Raw genomic sequence first — 16,616 nt, forward strand, 5'->3', positions numbered from 1 at the left:
CTCGAACTCTGCGCGCGCAGCCGTCGAGAGACACACCATTCATCACAAGCGCCGCGAATCCGGCGACCGATCGCAACACTGGCATTCCCGGCGTTCCGCTCTCGGATTCCCCGCGCCGCGGCCGCGCCCGCGGCGAAGGTCGCGCTCGAGCTCGCTGCATGTGAATCGATATCCCACGCGCGTGCTTTGCGCTCACACGATTGAGCACAGACATCCGTGCGCGCTCGTGCCCAGTCCTGGCAATCGACGATCGCCGTTCTCTCGCCTTCTCGCCGCCGCAGGGCCGCTTGCGGCGGTAGCGGCTCGCTTTTCGCGTGGCCGATGTTCTCGGTCGAGTCAGGGAACGAACATGCGTACCAAGCACAAAACCCCCGCCTGGATCGCGCTCACGCTTGCCTTCGGCCTCGCTTGCGATCACGATCTGCTCGACTCGCGCAAGGGCGACGCGCCCGAGCTCATCCCCTGCGCCGGCCCCGTCGACCTCCTGTGCCCCGAAGGGCTCGTCTGCGTCGACGACGGCGCCGACGACTGCGACCCCGCGCAGGGCGCCCTCGATTGCGCCGGGCACTGCCTGCCGATCGATCCGGTCGCCTGCGGCGGCCTCGCCGGCTTCGACTGTCCCGGAGGACAGGCGTGCGTCGACGACCCCAGCGACAGCTGCGACCCCGACGACGGCGGCGCCGACTGCCTCGGCCTCTGCCTCCCGTCGCCGATCGCCCACTGCGGCGGCCTCACCGGCCTCGAGTGCCCCGAGGGCCTGCTGTGCGTCGACGATCCGAACGACGACTGCGACCCCAGCAACGGCGGGGCCGACTGCATCGGCGTGTGCGAGGAGCTCACCGAGCCCGAGGACGAGCAGCGCAAGGCCCCCTGACCTGCGCTACTGCCCGCGCGCCAGAGTGAACGACGGCCCGTCCTTCAGCATCACGTCGACCCGGCCGTCGCCGTCGAAGTCGGCCGCCGCCGCGAGGACGCCGGCGCCGATCAGACACGGCTCGAAGCCCGGCCCCGTGCTGCGGTACAGCACGACCAGGCCGTCGCCGTCGGCGAGGAGGTCGGTGCGCCCGTCGGCGTCGGCGTCGAGCGCCTGGCGGACCCACCGATCGATCGGCACCTCGAACGGCTCGAGCGCTGCGAACATCGCGTCGCCCAGGCCGAGGTGGCGATTGAAGTGCGGCGACTGGTGATGGCCCTGGGTGACGATGTCGATCACCCCGTCGCCGTCGTAATCGCCGGCCACGAGCACCGGCGGGTCGGACGACTCCGCCAGGCCCACGTCCGGCAGCGTCACGTAACCGTCGCCCTCGCGCAGGTGCATCGCGATCGGCGGCATCCCCAGCGTCGCGTTGCAATCGCCGACGACCGCGAAGTCGAGGTCGCCGTCGTCGTCGAAATCGGCCCAGTCGGAGCCGGTCGCGTAGCACGCCGAAACTTGCAGCTGATGGCCTGCCGTCAGCACGCCGGCGTCGGCCAGCAGCACGTCGACCGGCTCCGAGTGACGGCCGCCGAAGCTCACGTCGCTGTCGCCGTCGCCGTCGACGTCCGCGACCCGGAACGTGTAGTAGAGCGCCTCGCTCGGCGTCGACAGCGGCGGCGCCAGCTCGCCGCCGACGTTCAGCTGCACCTGCAGCTCCTGGGCGATCGTGAAGTCGTAGTGCACCACGTCGACGCCGCCGTCGCCGTCGAAGTCGCCGCCTGCCATCTGCCCGCCGTTGGCGATGTCGTGCACCAGCCCGGCCGTGAACGTCGCCCCGTCTCCGCCGTTGAAGTGGATCTGTGCCGTCCCGCCGCCGGGCTTGACCACGAGGTCGATCGTTCCGTCCTGGTCGAAATCCCCGGCGACAAAGGCCTGGCCGACCAGGCCGCGGACCGCGACCTCGGCGAAGCCGCAGTCCGCGAGACCATCCTGCCCGCCGGTCGTGGTGGTGCCGGGCTCGTCCGTCGTGCTCGCCGTCGCCGTCTCCGGCTCCCCGCTCGTCGTCGTCGTACCGGTCGTCCCGGGCCCGCTCGTCGGATCTTCCGTGCTCACCGTATCGCTCGCGCCCTCCGACGAGGGCTCCGCGCTCGTCGCCGTCGAGCCGCTCGCGGTGTCGGTATCGCCGGGCGTACCCGGACCACACGCGCCTGCGACCACCAGCCCCACGACCGCCAACATCCGCTCGTATCGATGCATCACCTCAAGCTCCCCTCTTAAAAAACACGATCGGCCGCCGCGATCGCCCGACGAGAAAGTACCGCATTCCCCGGCATGCGTCGAGCGAAGCTTCGACGTCGTGACGCCGTCATGCTCCAGGCAAAAAGCGCCGCCCCGTCCGTCGCTGAGCCCGAGGCTCGCCGCCACACATCGTCCTCGCGCTCCTCGAATCATACCACCCCGATGAATGACGCCACTTCGATCGCAAATCATGACAGGTCGACCTCGAGACGCCGGTGCGACAAGCCGGCGACCGCCCAATCCCACTCGCGTCCAGCCCCGCAGACCTCGCCGCAGACCGCGTCTTTGACAGATCTCCGGCCTTCACGGCCGCGTGAGCCAGCGCCAGGGGAGCGGCCGGCGACCCCTCGAGACCGCCGCCGTCAGCGTTCCGGGACTTCTGCCCTCGTCTCGCCTCCCTGCTCGCGCGCGCGATCGCGCCGGCCTTCTGGTACGCTGAGCCGATGAGCCTGCGTCGCGTGCCCCCGTGTGTCTATCTATTGGCCCTGCTCGCTGCCTGCACCAATTCGCAGGGCGCCGACGACGGCACCGGCACCACGACCACCGAGACCACCGACGGCCCCGAGAGCACCGGCACCGACGCGCCCACCGGCACCACCGGCGACCCGACCACGACCGAGCCGCCCACCGGCACCACCGACGTCGGCAGCACCACCGGCCCCGACGAGCCGCCGCCCGAGCCCGAGTCGTTCCCGGTGCTGCAGGACATCGTGTTCTACGACGGCTACGCCGCCACGGTCGACGAGCCGATCCCCGAGGGCGTCCTCCGTCACAGCAATGCGCTGGTGGCGACGCGGTTCACCGACGAGATGCTCGCCAAGGTGCAGACCACCCTGACGCTCGGCGTCATCGTCGGCGCCCTGTGCGACAACTACGATCGGCTCGGCTCCGTCAACCTGGCCCTCGTGCCGAAGGGCGCGCAGACCTACGTCCCCGCCGAGGTCGACCGCATCGAGGTCGCGCGGTTCATCACCCCGTTCATGGACATGAACAAGCACCCGATGACGGTGCCGTACGAGTGGCAGGCCAGCGACCTCGTGCCGATCTTCAAGGACCCCGACCTCCTGGCCGAGTACGACTTCTGGTTCGAGCTCAGCATCTTCGGCGTCCCCTACGCCGCCAACAACGAGGTCGCCGGCTGCGCCGACCGCAACGACACCCAGCTCGGCACCCTGCTCCTCTACACCGACAGCAAGAAGCCCGCCCCCGACTTCGGCGTCCTCGTGCCGGTCGCGATCAGCCAGGACTTCAACAATTACACCGAGGGCGCCAGCGACGAGCTCGGCACCACCCGCAAGACGGTCACCTTCGAATTGCCCGCCGACACTGCCGACGCCCAGCTCGTCCTCATCACCTCCAATCACGGGGCCAACGCCGGCGGCGAGGAGTACATCCGCCGCGAGCACTACGTGTACGTCGACGGCGAGATGGTGCTGCAGTACAAGCCCGGCCGCCCCTCGTGCGAGCCGTTCCGCCCCTACAACACCCAGCCGAACGGCATCTACGGCCCCTACCCGCAATCCGACGAGGACTGGCAATCGTTCAGCAACTGGTGCCCGGGCGACGTGATCGACACCCGCATCATCCCCTGGGGGGCCGCGAGCGCCGGCACCCACGAGTTCGTGATCGACGTCCCGGACGCCACCTTCGTCGACATGCAGGGCAACTTCCCGTTCTCGCTCTACGTGCAGGCGCAGTAGCGCGCCGGAATCACCCGCACCGCGGGCGCGCCCTCCCGCGACGAGCCCCCGAGGGGGAGCCCGGCCGCGGCGAGGATCCGCCCGCCGCGGCGAATTCCTCCCCGTGACTGGCCCCGGCGCGATCGCTCCCGGTCGCCTCGGTGTTCATCGTCCGCCGTCCCGCCGTGGATTCGTCGCACCGCCGACGACCCCGAGGGTCACCCGAAAATCCCCGTTCTCGCCGGGGTCCCCTGCGCATGCCGAGGCCGCGGCCCACGGGCCCCTCGGGTCCGCGGACCGCAGTTCGTCCGCGCCGGTCGGCGGAAATGTCGGCGCCACCACTGCGGCCGTTCGGATACCATGGCCAACGTGACCCGCTTCGGCTTCGTACCGCTTACCCTGCTCGTTCACATTGCTTGCGCCACCGATCCCGCCGCCAACGACGAGGCCGGCGACACGCAGGATACGACCACCGGGACCGACACCAGCGAGACCGGCGGCACCGTGCCGACCACCAGCGTGAGCGGCACCGTCAGCGAGACCGGCGAGACCACGGGCGAGCCGCCCATGCTCGACACCTACAAGTTCGCCGGCGGCTGTTACTCCCTGCGCAGCGGCGACGCCTATCTCGCGGCCAGCGGCGACAGCTTCTCGTTCGCGGCCGACAAGGCCGGCGCCGCCCGCTTCACCATGAGGGCCGCCGACCTCGGCACCTACCTGTTCTACGATCAGGACGGCGGCTACCTCGTCGCCGACAGCGGCCCGCTCGTGCGCCAGACCGTGCTCGAGTCCGACGTCACCCTCATCGACGACGCCTACGTGTCCGGCGCCGAGTGGACCCTCGAGACCTCCGTGGTCGACTGGTCGCAATACCAGCTGCGCAACCGGCGGAACGACCTCCTGCTCGGCACCGACGCGCTCGCCGACCAGGGCGTGCCCGTCACCTTCGAGCCGGCCGACGGTTGCAAGCAGTACCCCGAGCTCACCCTCGACGCCAGCGGCCAGATCGCCCAGACCATGTTCGACGACGGTGACCTCTACGGCATCGTCGACACCCACTCGCACATCCACTCGAACTACGCCTTCGGCGGCGGCGGCCTGTTCCACGGCGGCGCCTACCACCGCCTCGGCGTCGAGCATGCCTTGCCGGACTGCTCGATCTCCCACGGCGAGATGGGCCGCAAGGACTTCTTCGGCTACATCTTCGACGCCTCCGGCAACGAGGACGCCGACCTCGCCAGCCTCCTGCCCGACCTGGTCGCCAAGCAGCTCAGCGAGGACAACCACGCCACCGCCGGGTACCCTGATTTCACCGAGTGGCCCAACGGTCCCCGGCGCTCGACCCACCAGACCCAGTACTGGTTGTGGCTGCAGCGGGCCTACCTCGCCGGCCTGCGCCTGGTCGTCCAGCACGCCACCACCAACGCCATCATCTGCGACTTCATGATCGGCGAGGGCATCCAGAAGAGCCGCTACGGCTGCGACGACATGACCGCGGTCGACCGCATCATCGACGAGACCTACGCCATGGAGCGCTACATCGACGCCCAGTCGGGCGGGCCGGGGCTCGGGTGGTTCCGCGTCGTCCACACCCCCGCCGAGGCGCGCGAGGTGATCGCCGGCGGCAAGCTGGCAGTCATCCTCGGCATCGAGACCTCCAACCTGTTCGATTGCAAGCTCACCCCGCACGACGGCGACCCGACCTGCGACGAGGCCTACGTCGAGGCCCAGCTCGACCACTACTACGATTTGGGCGTGCGCGCGGTCTTCCCCGTCCACAAGTACGACAACAAGTTCTCGCCCGGCGACGGCGACCGCGCCTTCATCGAGCTCGGCAACTTCGCCAACAGCGGCCACTGGTCCAACTTCACCCTCGATTGCCCCGAGCCGCAGGTCGGCGGGTTCGACAGCGGCAACGTCAACTTCGGCGGCCTCAACATGCCGCGCGACGTCTACGATTCGCCCGCGCCGATCGACAACAGCAAGTTCCCGACCGCCCCGCTCACCACCACGGGCATGTACCTCGGCCAGATCACCGAGCCCGCGCTGGAGGGCCCCTACTGTCAGAACGCCACCCTCACCCCGCTGGGCGAGCACGTCCTCGACGAGATGATGGCGCGCGGCATGATCATCGAGGTCGACCACCTCCCGCAGTGGTCCTACGTGCGCGCCTACGAGCTCCTGCAAGCCGCCAATTACCCCGCCTCGGGCAGCCACGGCCGCAACAACAGTGGCCTCCTCTACGAGCTCGGCGGCGTGTCGGCCAGCAGCCTCGGCGTCTGCCGCGGCGACGCCCCCGGCGCCACCGTCGAGGGCTTCAAACAGAAGATCCAGTTCATCATGGACAACGGCGGCTACCCGGCCGAGGGCTTCGGCTTCGACCTCAACGGCTTCGCCGGCGCCCGCGGGCCCCGCTTCGGCGACGGCGTGTGCCCGACCCCGCAGACCGACCCGGTCACCTATCCCTTCTCGTCCTTCGCCGGCGACATCGAGTTCACCCCGCCCGTGGTCGGCAACCGCGAGCTCGACTTCAACACCGAGGGCCTGGCCCACATCGGCCTCCTGCCCGAGCTGATCGAGGACGCCCGCCGCGACGCCGTCGACGAGGCCGATCTCGAGCCGCTGTTCCGCTCGGCCGAGGGCTACATCCGCATGTGGGAATTGGCCGAGGCCCGCGCCGCCGAGCTCGGCCGCTGAGCATCTCATGACAATCACGGCGCGCCCGCTCCCGCGAGGATCGGCGCGCCGTGATCGGCGCATCGGGTGATTGCCGCCACCTTGACGCGGGCTCGCGTGATTCGCAGCGAGCCCGCGAATTCTGTATTCAGGCGCTCGTCGGCACCGCAAGCGCGCGGCGATGAGGCGTCGAGCCCGGCTCGTCGTCGCACCTCGCGAGGCCCTCCGGGGTCCCCTGCATCGAGACAGTCGATACCCGCTTCGCCGGGCGGGTCTCGCAGACCGCACCCCTCTCCCCCGGGGCACCGCCCTCACACCATTCGTATTCCCGCCGCCGTCGCCCGCGAAATCACGCGCCCGCGAGCGCGTGCGCGACCCCTTCGGCTTGCTGCAGGCCTCCCCGCCGCGCATCCTTTCGACCGTGTCAGGATTTCATGGGCTCGTCGTCGGTCTCGTCGTCGTCGCCACGCCCGTCGCGTCGCTGCCCGTCGCGCAGCCGGAAGGTCCGCCTCCGCCCGCTCCAGCCGTTCCCGCCGCGCCCGAAACCGTCGACGTCGCGCCCGCGACTACCCCTGCACCGCCGACCCCCGCGCCCGAGACCGTCGACGTCGCGCCCGCGACTGCCCCTGCACCGTCGACCCCCGCGCCCGAAACCGGCCCCCCTGCGCCCGCCGATCCCCCGCCCGGCTTCTACGACCCGCCCCCCGGCCTCTACGATCCGCCCCCCGGCTACTACGACGCCGAGACCCCCGGCGCGCCGCCCGTGTTCCGCGATCCACCGCCTGGCCACTACGACCCTCCGCCGGGCCGCTACGACCCCCCGCCGGGCTTCTGGGCGCCCGCGACCGTCGACCGCCCCATGCCCTTGCCGGTCCCCCTCCACGTGCCCGCCCCGACGGCCACGCCCGCGTCCACGCCCCCGGACGACGAAGCCTGGCGCCGCTGGTCCGCGCGCAAGCGGTCGCTCCAGCTCCGCACCGGGCTCGGCGGCGGCTTCTTCGGCGTCAGCGTCGTCGCCAGCGCGGCGCTGCTCATCAACGACTGTGGTGATTGCCGCGACAACGACAGCCGCTTCTTCGCCTTCGCCTCGTTGTTCGTGCTGGCGACCGCTTCCTTCGTCTTCGGCGCCGTCAGCGGCGCCCAGCTCGCCATCCACAACACCCGCAAGCCGGCCGCCGTCCTCGGCGTCGCCCCAGGCGGCCTGCGCATCAACTTTTAGCCGCGCGCCAGGAGCCGCCGGAGAGGGCCCGGAGCGCGTCCCTTCTGCGACCTTCACGAAGAGCCACGTCATTCGCGGCGAATGACGCGGCACAGTCCTCGTCGTGCAGCGCGGCGACGTGCAGTCGTTCGCGACTCGTCCGCGCGCCGTGATCGCGGGGCGGACGATTGCTGCGACCTTCACGAAGACTCGCAGCACCCCCGACCGCGATTTCGCGGTTCAGCGCCTCATCGCGCCGACTCCCTGCGAAAGCGCGGCGACGCGGCCGTCGATCGTCGCATCGCCCATTCACGGCGCATCAGCCTCGTGCTGGCACCTCGCGCGGTCCTCGGCGTGCCCCTGCATCGAGCGGGTCTCGCAGACCGCACGCCCTCGGAGCACCCCGCTCGTGCCATTCGTATTCCCTTCGCGGCCGGCCGCGAAATCACGCGACCTGCGACCTCTCGCCCGACCACCTCGGCTTGCTGCAGACCCCACCGCTGCGCATCCTTGCAACCGTGTCAGGATTTCATGGGCTCGTTGTCGGTCTCGTCGTCGTCGCCACGCCCGTCGCGCCGCTTTCGGTCGCGCAGCCGGAGAGTCCGCCCCCGTCCGCGGGTCCGGCCGTTCCCGCCGCGCCCGAAACCGTCGACGTGGCGACCGCGACTGCCCCTGCACCGTCGGCTCCCGCGCCCGAGACCGTCGACGTCGCGCCCGCGACTGCCCCTGCACCGTCGACCCCCGCGCCCGAAACCGGCCCCCCTGCGCCCGCCGATCCTCCGCCCGGCTTCTACGACCCGCCCCCCGGCCTCTACGATCCGCCCCCCGGCTACTACGACGCCGAGACCCCCGGCGCGCCGCCCGTGTTCCGCGATCCACCGCCTGGCCACTACGACCCTCCGCCGGGCCGCTACGACCCTCCGCCCGGCTTCTGGGCGCCCGCGGCCGCCGGCGAAGCCGTCCCCTTGCCGGTCACCCTTCCCGTGCCGCCCCCGACCGCCACGCCCGCGTCCGCGCCCCCGGACGACGAAGCCTTGCGCCGCTGGTCCGCGCGCAAGCGGTCGCTCAAGCTCCGCACCTGGCTCGGCCTCGGCGTCTTCGCCACCAGCGTCAGCGCCGGCCTGATCGTCGCGGGCACCACCTGTGCCGATTGTCGCGAGGCCAACGGCCGCACCGCCGTCCTCGGTTCGCTGTACGCGCTGGCGGCCGTCGCCTTCTTCTTCGGCACCATCAGCGGCATCCAGCACTTCAACCACAACAGCCGCAAGCCGACCGCCCTCGTCAGCGCCGCTCCCGGCGGCCTGCGCATCATTTCTAGTCGCCCGCCGCGAGCCTCCGAACAAGGGCCGGCCCCGAAAGCGCGCCCATCGGGCCGCGGGCTCGTCTCGCGCGCGGACCTGTAGTCTCGCCCTCGGGCTCCCGGGCCTCGGCGCAGTCCGGGCGGGCGTGATCGGGATCGGGGTCGGGCGACCCGCGCCCGGTCGCTCCCGAGTAGACTGCTGAAAATGCGAGCACTCGCGCGACCGTTCCCGAAGGTCGAAACAAATCAACCACGCACTCTGCTGAATCGTCTCCCCGATCTCCGCTCGCGCGTGCGTCGACCAGCGGATGACGGCCCCCGATCGCGCCGACTTTGACGATCGGCCCGCCGCGCACCTGGGGTCCGGCGGCCCGCGCATTCGGGCGCGAAACGCTGCGTTGACGTCGTTCTCGTGGTTGGTTAGGACGTCGCCGACGATGAGGGCGCCCCCGCGATGCGCGGAGGCTCGCTCATTGCACGATCATTGCTTGAAAGGACGCAGGACGAGATGCATAAGACTACTCTTGCCGTGTTGGGTCGCGGCATGTTCATCACCGCGGGCCTCTTCACCGGCGTGTCCGTCGCAGGTTGCGACGATCCGGTCGGCGAGGCGGAGCTCGCCCGAATCGCGGAGGACGGCGAGCCGGCGCTCGCGCTGGCGGCTACCCGCGAGGACGCGGAGCTGGCCCGGGCGGAGGCCGTGGACGACCTCACCGCGCCGCAGCCCGATCCGGCGGCGCTCACCATCGACGGCGCCGGCTTCGTCCACGTCCAGTCGGACGGCGACATCGACGGGCCGACCGGCACCGAGGGCGCGTGGAACAAGAGCGGCGGCGGGGTGACGAGCACCCGGCTGTCGCTCGGCCGCTACTGGGTGTTCTTCACCGGCTGGAACGGCACGTACGCCAACGCCCAGGTCGTGGCCTTCGGCAACACCGCCGCCGTCCATTGCAAGCTCGAGGGCACGCTCACCGGCTCCGCCTCGCTCGCGTCGGCGATCGTCGAGTGCTACGATTCGGCGGGCACGCAGGTCGACAGCGCCTTCAAGCTGCTGGTCGACAAGCGCTCCGGCGCCGGCGACCACGGCGCCTACACCTTCGTCAATTCGGCCGGCACCGTCGACTCCAACCGCACCTGGAACTCGACCGGCTCGGCGATCAGCGCCAGCAAGACCGGCACCGGCGCCTACTCGGTCACTCTCACCGGCCAGACCGTCGCCAACGTCGGCGTCCACGTCACCGAAACCGACAACAACTCCAACCGCTGCGTGATCGGCAGCTGGGGCACCACCACGGTGAACGTGCGCTGCTTCGATTCCGCCGGCAACGCGGCCGACACCGGCTTCTACCTCGACCGCCAGACGGTGACGATGATCGACCTCTACTCCGGCACCAGCACGATCGGCGCCCACTCGTTCGTGTCCGCCGGCGCCCCCAACGCCTCGTTCACCGCCGTGAACGGCAATTGCCCGCAGAACCCCCCGCCGACCCTCACCACCGCCGCCAGCGGCAACGAGGTGATCGTCACCCTGCCGGCCGCCGAGTTCCCCGGCGGCGGCAGCAACGCCAAGTTCAACGTCCTCCCGCTGGTCACCGCCCACGGCTCCGCCGGCGATCAGTGCCTCGTCCGCGCCTGGAACGTCGACTCCGCGGGCACCGCGACGGTCACCATCCGCTGCTTCGACAAGCTCGGCGCGGTGATCAACGCCAACAGCGCGGGCAAGGCGTTCGCCTTCTCGATCTCCAACGAATGGGAGCCGTTCTGCTGACCGGCGTCCGCAGCGTCAACCGCCGCCGGGCCGCTGCTCGACGACGAACACGATGCTGCCGACGTACACCCGATCGCCGGCGTGCAGGCCGGCGCGCTGGATCTTCCGGTCGTGCACGATCACCCCGCAGGCGCTGTCGAGGTCGGTGACGATGCAATGACCGTCGCCGTCGAAGGAGAGCGAGCACGTCCTGCGCGACAGGGCGTCATCGTCGACGACGATGTCGCAGCCGCGCGCGCGACCGATGACCGTGACCGGCCGATCGAGCTCGACCTCGCGCCCTTTGAACACCACCCACGCGCCCTTCGGCCGCCCGTCGGGCGCGAGCGTGAAGCGCAGCGGCGGACCGGCAGGCGCCTCCTCGCGGCCTGCCACGGCGGCGAGGTGAGCACAGGCGCCGCAACACGCAGTCTCGTCACGCACTGGTAGATCCTACCCTTCCTTCGGTCTTGCCGAGTACGGCTGTTGCCCCGGAGGAAGGGCAGGACCCCCGTTCAAACCGTGCATGCGGATTTCCCGCACACGGCTTACCGGTGGACTTTCGGGCCGTTGCATTACGCTGCCTCCGGGTACTGCACGGTCCCCCGCAGACGATGGAGGCCGTGGTTGTGGAAGAAGTCGCGTGTCCAGACCTTGGCCTCCCCCGCGTGGAGATGTCGACCTTTGCGCTTCACCATGAAGGCGCGGAGTCGACTCCATACGTAGGTGTCGATCTGGTTGAACTTCGCGGCGGCGTTCCCGGTGAGGAAGTAGTTGGCCCAGCCGCGCAGCACCGGATTGATGTCGCGGATGATCACCCGCACATCTTTGACCCCGTGGCGGTTACGACCGGTCAGCTCCTTCACACGCTGTCGCACCCGCGTCAAGCTGCGCGTCGAAGGCCAGCGCTGGAGGAAGTACGCTCTGCGGCGTTCCTTCTCCCAGATCGGACCGGACATGCGCTTACGCAGGTGACAGCCGAGGAAGTCGAAGCCTTGCCGTCCCCGGCTCAGCTCGACGCGCCTCGTCTTCTCGGGATGCAGCTCGAGTCGAAGTCGACGCAGGATCTCGCGGACCCTGACCCTCGGCCTCCTCGCACGCCTTCCTGGTCCTGCACAGGATCACGAAGTCATCGCAGTAGCGCACGAGCTCGCCCACCGAGTGCGGCGAATGCCCCGAGGCGCTGCGCGACACCTGCATGCTCGACGTCGCCTTCACCGGCGACGCCGCCTACGCCGACGCCTGCCACCAAGTGGCGGCGACCCCGGGCGAGACGATGGTCCCGGCCGACGACTACGTGGCCCTCGCCCCGCGCTACGGCGCCGCCATCGACTGCGCCGACGAGAAGGTCGTGTTCCGCGGCCCCGACCTGGCGAACGCCGACCAGTACCCCGGGGGCAAGGACCTGTCGGTCCGCGTCCAGGGCGGCTTCAACGACGAGTCGTCGTGGTTCGGCGTCGACTACCTCGACACCTCGAACCCGCCGCCCGCCGGCGCCGCCACCCCCGCGTCCGACTGGGGCAGCCGGTTCGACTGCGTGGCGATCGGCGACGACGGCCACGGCGAGTGCACCCTGCGGCTCGACCCAATGGACAGCCCCTGCAACGGCATCGCCTTCCCGCTGTTCCGCTACGAGGTCCAGGAGATCGCCGTCGACGTCCAGCTCCACGACCTCGGCTACTTCACGGTGCAGTCCGGGGAGTGACGAGATGTCCCGGCGGACATGTCACGGGCCGACATGTCCTCCGGTTCCAGCGATAGCCATCAAGGTTCATAAGGACATGTACTTATAGACATAGTGAAACTTTCACGGACGCCTGCGCGCCGCGCGTCCTCCCCGCTCACTCCCCGACCGGCGGCAGGAACAGCGCCAGCCCCACGCTGTGCTCCGGGGCGGACACCTGCACCGCGGCGCCGGGCTCGTCGACCTCGACCTGCAGCAGGCGCTGCACGGTCGCGTCGTCGACGGCCTTCCGCGCGTTGTAGAACACGCGGCGACCGTCGTGGCTGAACGCCAGGCGGGCCACGCCCTCTCCGGCCTTCAGCGGCGCGTTCAGCTTGACCGGCGCGGCGGGAGCGGAGGCGTCGACGAAGAACAGATCGTGCTCGCCGGCGAGCTCGGACGCGGAGGCGAAGATCACCTGCGAACCCTCGGGGCCGAGCACGACCTCGAGGATCGTGCCGATGTTGCTCGTCTCGGCCAGCAACACGCGATCGCCCGGCGACTCGAGCGGGACCTTCCAGAGCTGGTGCCCGGTCTCGAGGTCCGGCCAGCCGGTGTAGAGGACGAACGACGGGTCGGGGCCGACCAGCACGCGGTCGACCGTCCCGTTGGTGGTGATCGGCGCGCTCAGCCGCACCGGCGGCGCCGGCGTCGGCCCGCTCAGGTCGGAGGCGAACAGCGCCCACGCGTCCTCGACGACGCCGCCGTTGGCCCGGTAGAGCGCGAAGCGGCCGTCGGCCGACCACTCGAAGACCCGATCCGACACGCGCCCCGGTTCGTCGTGGATCGGCGCGCTCGGGCCCACCTTGGTCCCGTCGATCACGAACACCGCCAGGTCGCCGCTCGAAGCGGAGCCCTCGCTGCTCCACCACAGCACCGCCGACTCGTCGGCGCGAAATTCGAACCGCCCTTCGTTCGGCACCACCGTCTTCGGGTCGCCCGGCGGATCGCTCGTGATGTCGACCGCGCGCACTCCCTGGCGGTCGGGCGTTGGACCGAACGTGTAATAAAGCGTGGCGCCGTCCTGGCTGAACCACGCGACCTCGGTGTCGTCGACCGGCGGCAGATCGCCCGACACCGCCACCGCCACGCCCGCGTCGCCCGGCGCAGTCCCTCCGAGGAACACTTGATTGAGGCCGTCGCCGTCGGGATCGCCGAAGTACGTCACGCGCGTGTCGTCGGGCGAGAACTCGAAGGAGCGCCGGTGGGTCCCGCCGGGCTGCAGCGGCACGCCCCAGCTCTCCGGCACGCACGTCCCGTCGGGCTCGATCGTACACACGTGGAACTGGAACCCGCCCCCCGGATCCGCGGCCCGCAGCGCCAGCTTGCTCTCGTCGTGCGAGAACAGGATCGTCCCCAGCTCGTCCACGCCCTGCGGGAGCTCGACGCGCTTCGGCACCCCCGGCATCGGCCCCGACATGTCGACGAGCCACGCCTCGCGGCCCAGCGTCTCGTGGAATCGATTGTATTGCAGCCAGCGCCCGGACGGCGAGAACTGGAACACCGTGGTGACCAGCCAGCCCTCCTCGTTCGGCTCGTGAATGCGGACGGGGGCCCCCGGCGTTTCGCCGGTACAGTCGACGAAGTAGAGCTCGCGCGCCGGCGCCAGGGTCGAGTACACCACGCGCGTCCCGGGGAGCGCCGGCTCGCCGGTGGTGCTGTCGGTGGTACTGCCGGTGGGCTCCCCGGTGGTCATCGACTCGCCGGAGGTCGGCACAGTCTCGGTGATCGTGCCGGGCGCTGGCCCGGTCGTCTCCGACCCGGTCGACGTCGGGTCTGTAGTCGCGGTGTCGGTGGTATCGCCGGTGCCGCCCGGGCACGCAGTCAGACAACTAACGATGATAAGAATCCCGCTTGTTCGCATGGCCTCAACCTAGCCCGACCTGCAGGACGAGGCACCCGTCCCGGAGGCCGGGTCCGAACGAGGTCTCCAGGAGCGCCCGCGGCGGGCACCGGGCGCCCCTCGGGTCCGTTCGAGGTCCGAAGAAGTCACCCGGCCGATCTGCTGCGAGCGACGACATGCCCTCCGGGACACCTCCGGCGCGCCCGGTCAAAGTGTCTCTCGAGACATGACTCAAGAGACATCTTAGAATGGAGCGACTCTCACGGCGCCGCTCCGCAGACCTTCACTCGCCGCTCGGCGGCAGGATCCACGCCGACGCCACGTCGTGAGTCGGGTCGGACACCTGCGTCGCCTGGCCGGGCGCGTCGACATCCACCTGCAGCACGCGGGTCTCGATCAGGTCGCCGGTCGTGCGCTGCGCGCGGTAGAACACGCGACCGCCGTCCTGGCTGAAGCTCGGGGCCCGCACGTCCTCGCCGGCCTCCAGCGGCGCGTTGAGCTTGACCGGCGGACCAGGGTCCTCGAGGTCGACGTGGAACAGCTCGAGCGGGGCCTTGAACTCCTGCGCGGCCATGAAGAACATCTGCGACCCGTCCGGGGCGATCTCCGTGGTGAACAGAGAGCCGCCCGGGGGCAGCTGGACCAGCTGCACCCGGTCGGCCGGCGACTCGAACGGGACCATCCACAGCTGGTCGCCGGTCTCGAGGTCCGGCCGGCCGCTGTACACCGCGAACGACGGGTCCGGGCCGCCGAACACGTCGGCGACCGTCCCGTTGGTGGTGATCGGCGCGCTCAGCCGCACCGGCGGCGTCGGCGTCGGCCCGCTGACGTCGGCGGCGAACAGCGCGAACGCTTGCTTCACGTCGTCCCCGTTGGCGCGATAGAACACGAAGCGGCCGTCGGCCGACCATCCGAAGCCTCCGTCCGCCACATGGCCGGGTTCGTCGTGGAGCGGCACGCTCGGGCCCACCTTCGCCCCGTCGAGGCTGAACAGCGACAGGTCGCCGTCGCCGTCCAGCTCCGGGTCGACCTGCCACAGCACCGCGCCGTCGTCGGCGCGGACCGTGAAGCGCCCGTCGATCGGCACCACGGTCTTCGGCGCCGCCGGCGGATCGCCGCTGATGTCGACCGCGCGCACGCCCCGGAGGGACTGCTCGGGCCCGAACTTGAAGTAGAGCGTCTCGCCGTCCTGGCTGAACCATCCCAGCTCGGTATCGCTGCCGTCCAGCGGCGCGTCGCCCGACACCGGCACCGCGGCCCCGGCGTCGCCGGGCCCTGCTCCGCCGAGGAACAGCTGGTGGACGCCGTCGCCGTCGGGATCGCCGGCGTACGCGACGCGGGTGTCGTCGGGCGAGAACTCGAAGAAGAAGCCCTGCGTGCCGCCCCGCTGCGCGGGAAGTCCCCAGCTCTCGGGCACACAGCCGCCGTCGGCGGCGATCGTACACAGGTAGTACTGAAAGTCGCCGCCCGGCTCCGCGAGGTGGAAGGCCAGCCGCGTATCGTCGTGCGAGAACCGCCAGGGATGGACGTCCACCGACAGCTCGGGCGGCAGCTCGACCTGCTTCGGCGTCCCCGGCAACGGCCCCGACATGTCGACCAGCCACACCTGCTGTCCCAGCGTCGGGTGCGCCAGAGTGTAGTGCATCCATCGCCCCGACTGCGACAGCCCGATCGACGACGCGACCGCCCAGCCGTCGGCCAGCGGCTCGTGGATCCGTATCGCCGGACCCGGCGCCGCGCCGGTGCAATCGACGAAGAACAGCTCATCTGTCCCTTTGCCGTCCGGCTTCGTCGTCATGTACACCACGCGCGCGCCGGACGGAGCCGGTCCGCCGGTGGTCTCGCCGGTCTCGCCGGTGGTCCCGCTCGTCGTCGTCGCCTCGCCGGTGGTCGGCGTCGATTCGGTGGTCGTGCCCGTCGGGGAATGCGTCGTCTCCGACCCCGTCGTCGTCGGCTCCGTCGTCGCCGCGGTATCGGTGGATTCTCCCGTTTGCCCGGGACACGCCGTCGCGCAGCCCAGGACGATCCAAGCCCAGAATTTTCGCATGTTCTCACGTTAGCTGGATCCGCGGCCGCACGCATGCACGTCATGCATGCGTTCGCCCGCGGTCTCCAGGCTGCAGCCCGCGTCGAGGGTGCGCTCCGAACGGGTCCGGAATAAGTCGCGCGAGCGAATGGTTGCCGCCGCGTCGCCGCGAGCTCAACCCCTCGCCGGGTCCGACGATCGAGCCCCAT

12 protein-coding genes are annotated in these 16,616 nt (G+C 70.5%); 7 read left to right on the forward strand and 5 right to left on the reverse strand.

What is annotated here, in order from left to right; translation table 11 throughout:
• Nucleotides 1-349 precede the first annotated feature (349 nt).
• Nucleotides 350-874, forward strand: a complete 525-nt coding sequence (locus O0S08_RS31510) for a hypothetical protein (RefSeq protein ID WP_269033065.1) — start codon at nucleotides 350-352, stop codon at nucleotides 872-874.
• A 6-nt stretch (nucleotides 875-880) separates the two neighbouring features.
• Here O0S08_RS31510 and O0S08_RS31515 read toward each other — a convergent pair whose 3' ends face one another.
• A complete protein-coding gene (locus O0S08_RS31515; RefSeq protein WP_269033066.1) occupies nucleotides 881-2,173 on the reverse strand; it encodes an FG-GAP repeat domain-containing protein in 1,293 nt (430 codons plus the stop codon).
• 485 nt (nucleotides 2,174-2,658) lie between these two features.
• Between O0S08_RS31515 and O0S08_RS31520 the strand changes: the two genes are divergently transcribed.
• The 5 genes from O0S08_RS31520 to O0S08_RS31540 all read left to right on the forward strand — a co-directional run bounded on the left by O0S08_RS31520 (nucleotide 2,659) and on the right by O0S08_RS31540 (nucleotide 10,836).
• Complete coding sequence (locus O0S08_RS31520) at nucleotides 2,659-3,915, forward strand: peptide-N-glycosidase F-related protein (RefSeq protein WP_269033067.1); 1,257 nt, start codon at nucleotides 2,659-2,661, stop codon at nucleotides 3,913-3,915.
• Between the two features lie 339 nt (nucleotides 3,916-4,254).
• Complete coding sequence (locus tag O0S08_RS31525) at nucleotides 4,255-6,591, forward strand: amidohydrolase family protein (protein WP_269033068.1); 2,337 nt, start codon at nucleotides 4,255-4,257, stop codon at nucleotides 6,589-6,591.
• Between the two features lie 400 nt (nucleotides 6,592-6,991).
• On the forward strand, nucleotides 6,992-7,789 hold the full coding sequence (locus O0S08_RS31530; protein ID WP_269033069.1) for a hypothetical protein: 798 nt from the start codon (nucleotides 6,992-6,994) through the stop codon (nucleotides 7,787-7,789).
• Nucleotides 7,790-8,250: 461 nt separating this feature from the next.
• Nucleotides 8,251-9,171, forward strand: coding sequence for a hypothetical protein (locus O0S08_RS31535; protein ID WP_269033070.1), 921 nt, complete (start codon nucleotides 8,251-8,253; stop codon nucleotides 9,169-9,171).
• 426 nt (nucleotides 9,172-9,597) lie between these two features.
• Nucleotides 9,598-10,836: a hypothetical protein gene (locus tag O0S08_RS31540; RefSeq protein WP_269033071.1), complete on the forward strand. Its 1,239-nt coding sequence runs from the start codon at nucleotides 9,598-9,600 to the stop codon at nucleotides 10,834-10,836.
• 15 nt (nucleotides 10,837-10,851) lie between these two features.
• On the opposite strand, the gene O0S08_RS31545 is transcribed toward O0S08_RS31540, so the two are convergent.
• Entirely contained in the window at nucleotides 10,852-11,259 is a 408-nt protein-coding gene (locus tag O0S08_RS31545; RefSeq protein WP_269033072.1) for an FHA domain-containing protein, read from the reverse strand.
• A gap of 131 nt (nucleotides 11,260-11,390) precedes the next feature.
• Nucleotides 11,391-11,774 (reverse strand): group II intron maturase-specific domain-containing protein, encoded by a 384-nt coding sequence (locus O0S08_RS31550; RefSeq protein WP_269033073.1) that lies wholly within the window; start codon nucleotides 11,772-11,774, stop codon nucleotides 11,391-11,393.
• 239 nt (nucleotides 11,775-12,013) lie between these two features.
• On the opposite strand from O0S08_RS31550, the gene O0S08_RS31555 reads away from it, so the two are divergent.
• Nucleotides 12,014-12,520, forward strand: a complete 507-nt coding sequence (locus O0S08_RS31555; RefSeq protein WP_269033074.1) for a hypothetical protein — start codon at nucleotides 12,014-12,016, stop codon at nucleotides 12,518-12,520.
• 136 nt (nucleotides 12,521-12,656) lie between these two features.
• Here the strand turns inward: O0S08_RS31555 and O0S08_RS31560 are convergent, their stop codons facing one another.
• Nucleotides 12,657-14,255, reverse strand: coding sequence for a hypothetical protein (locus tag O0S08_RS31560; RefSeq protein WP_269033075.1), 1,599 nt, complete (start codon nucleotides 14,253-14,255; stop codon nucleotides 12,657-12,659).
• A 409-nt stretch (nucleotides 14,256-14,664) separates the two neighbouring features.
• Nucleotides 14,665-16,428, reverse strand: a complete 1,764-nt coding sequence (locus tag O0S08_RS31565; protein WP_269033076.1) for a PQQ-binding-like beta-propeller repeat protein — start codon at nucleotides 16,426-16,428, stop codon at nucleotides 14,665-14,667.
• Between the last annotated feature and the right edge of the window lie 188 nt (nucleotides 16,429-16,616).

Origin of the sequence: Nannocystis punicea, from assembly GCF_026965555.1 — a bacterium.
Lineage (GTDB): Bacteria > Myxococcota_A > Polyangia > Nannocystales > Nannocystaceae > Nannocystis > Nannocystis punicea.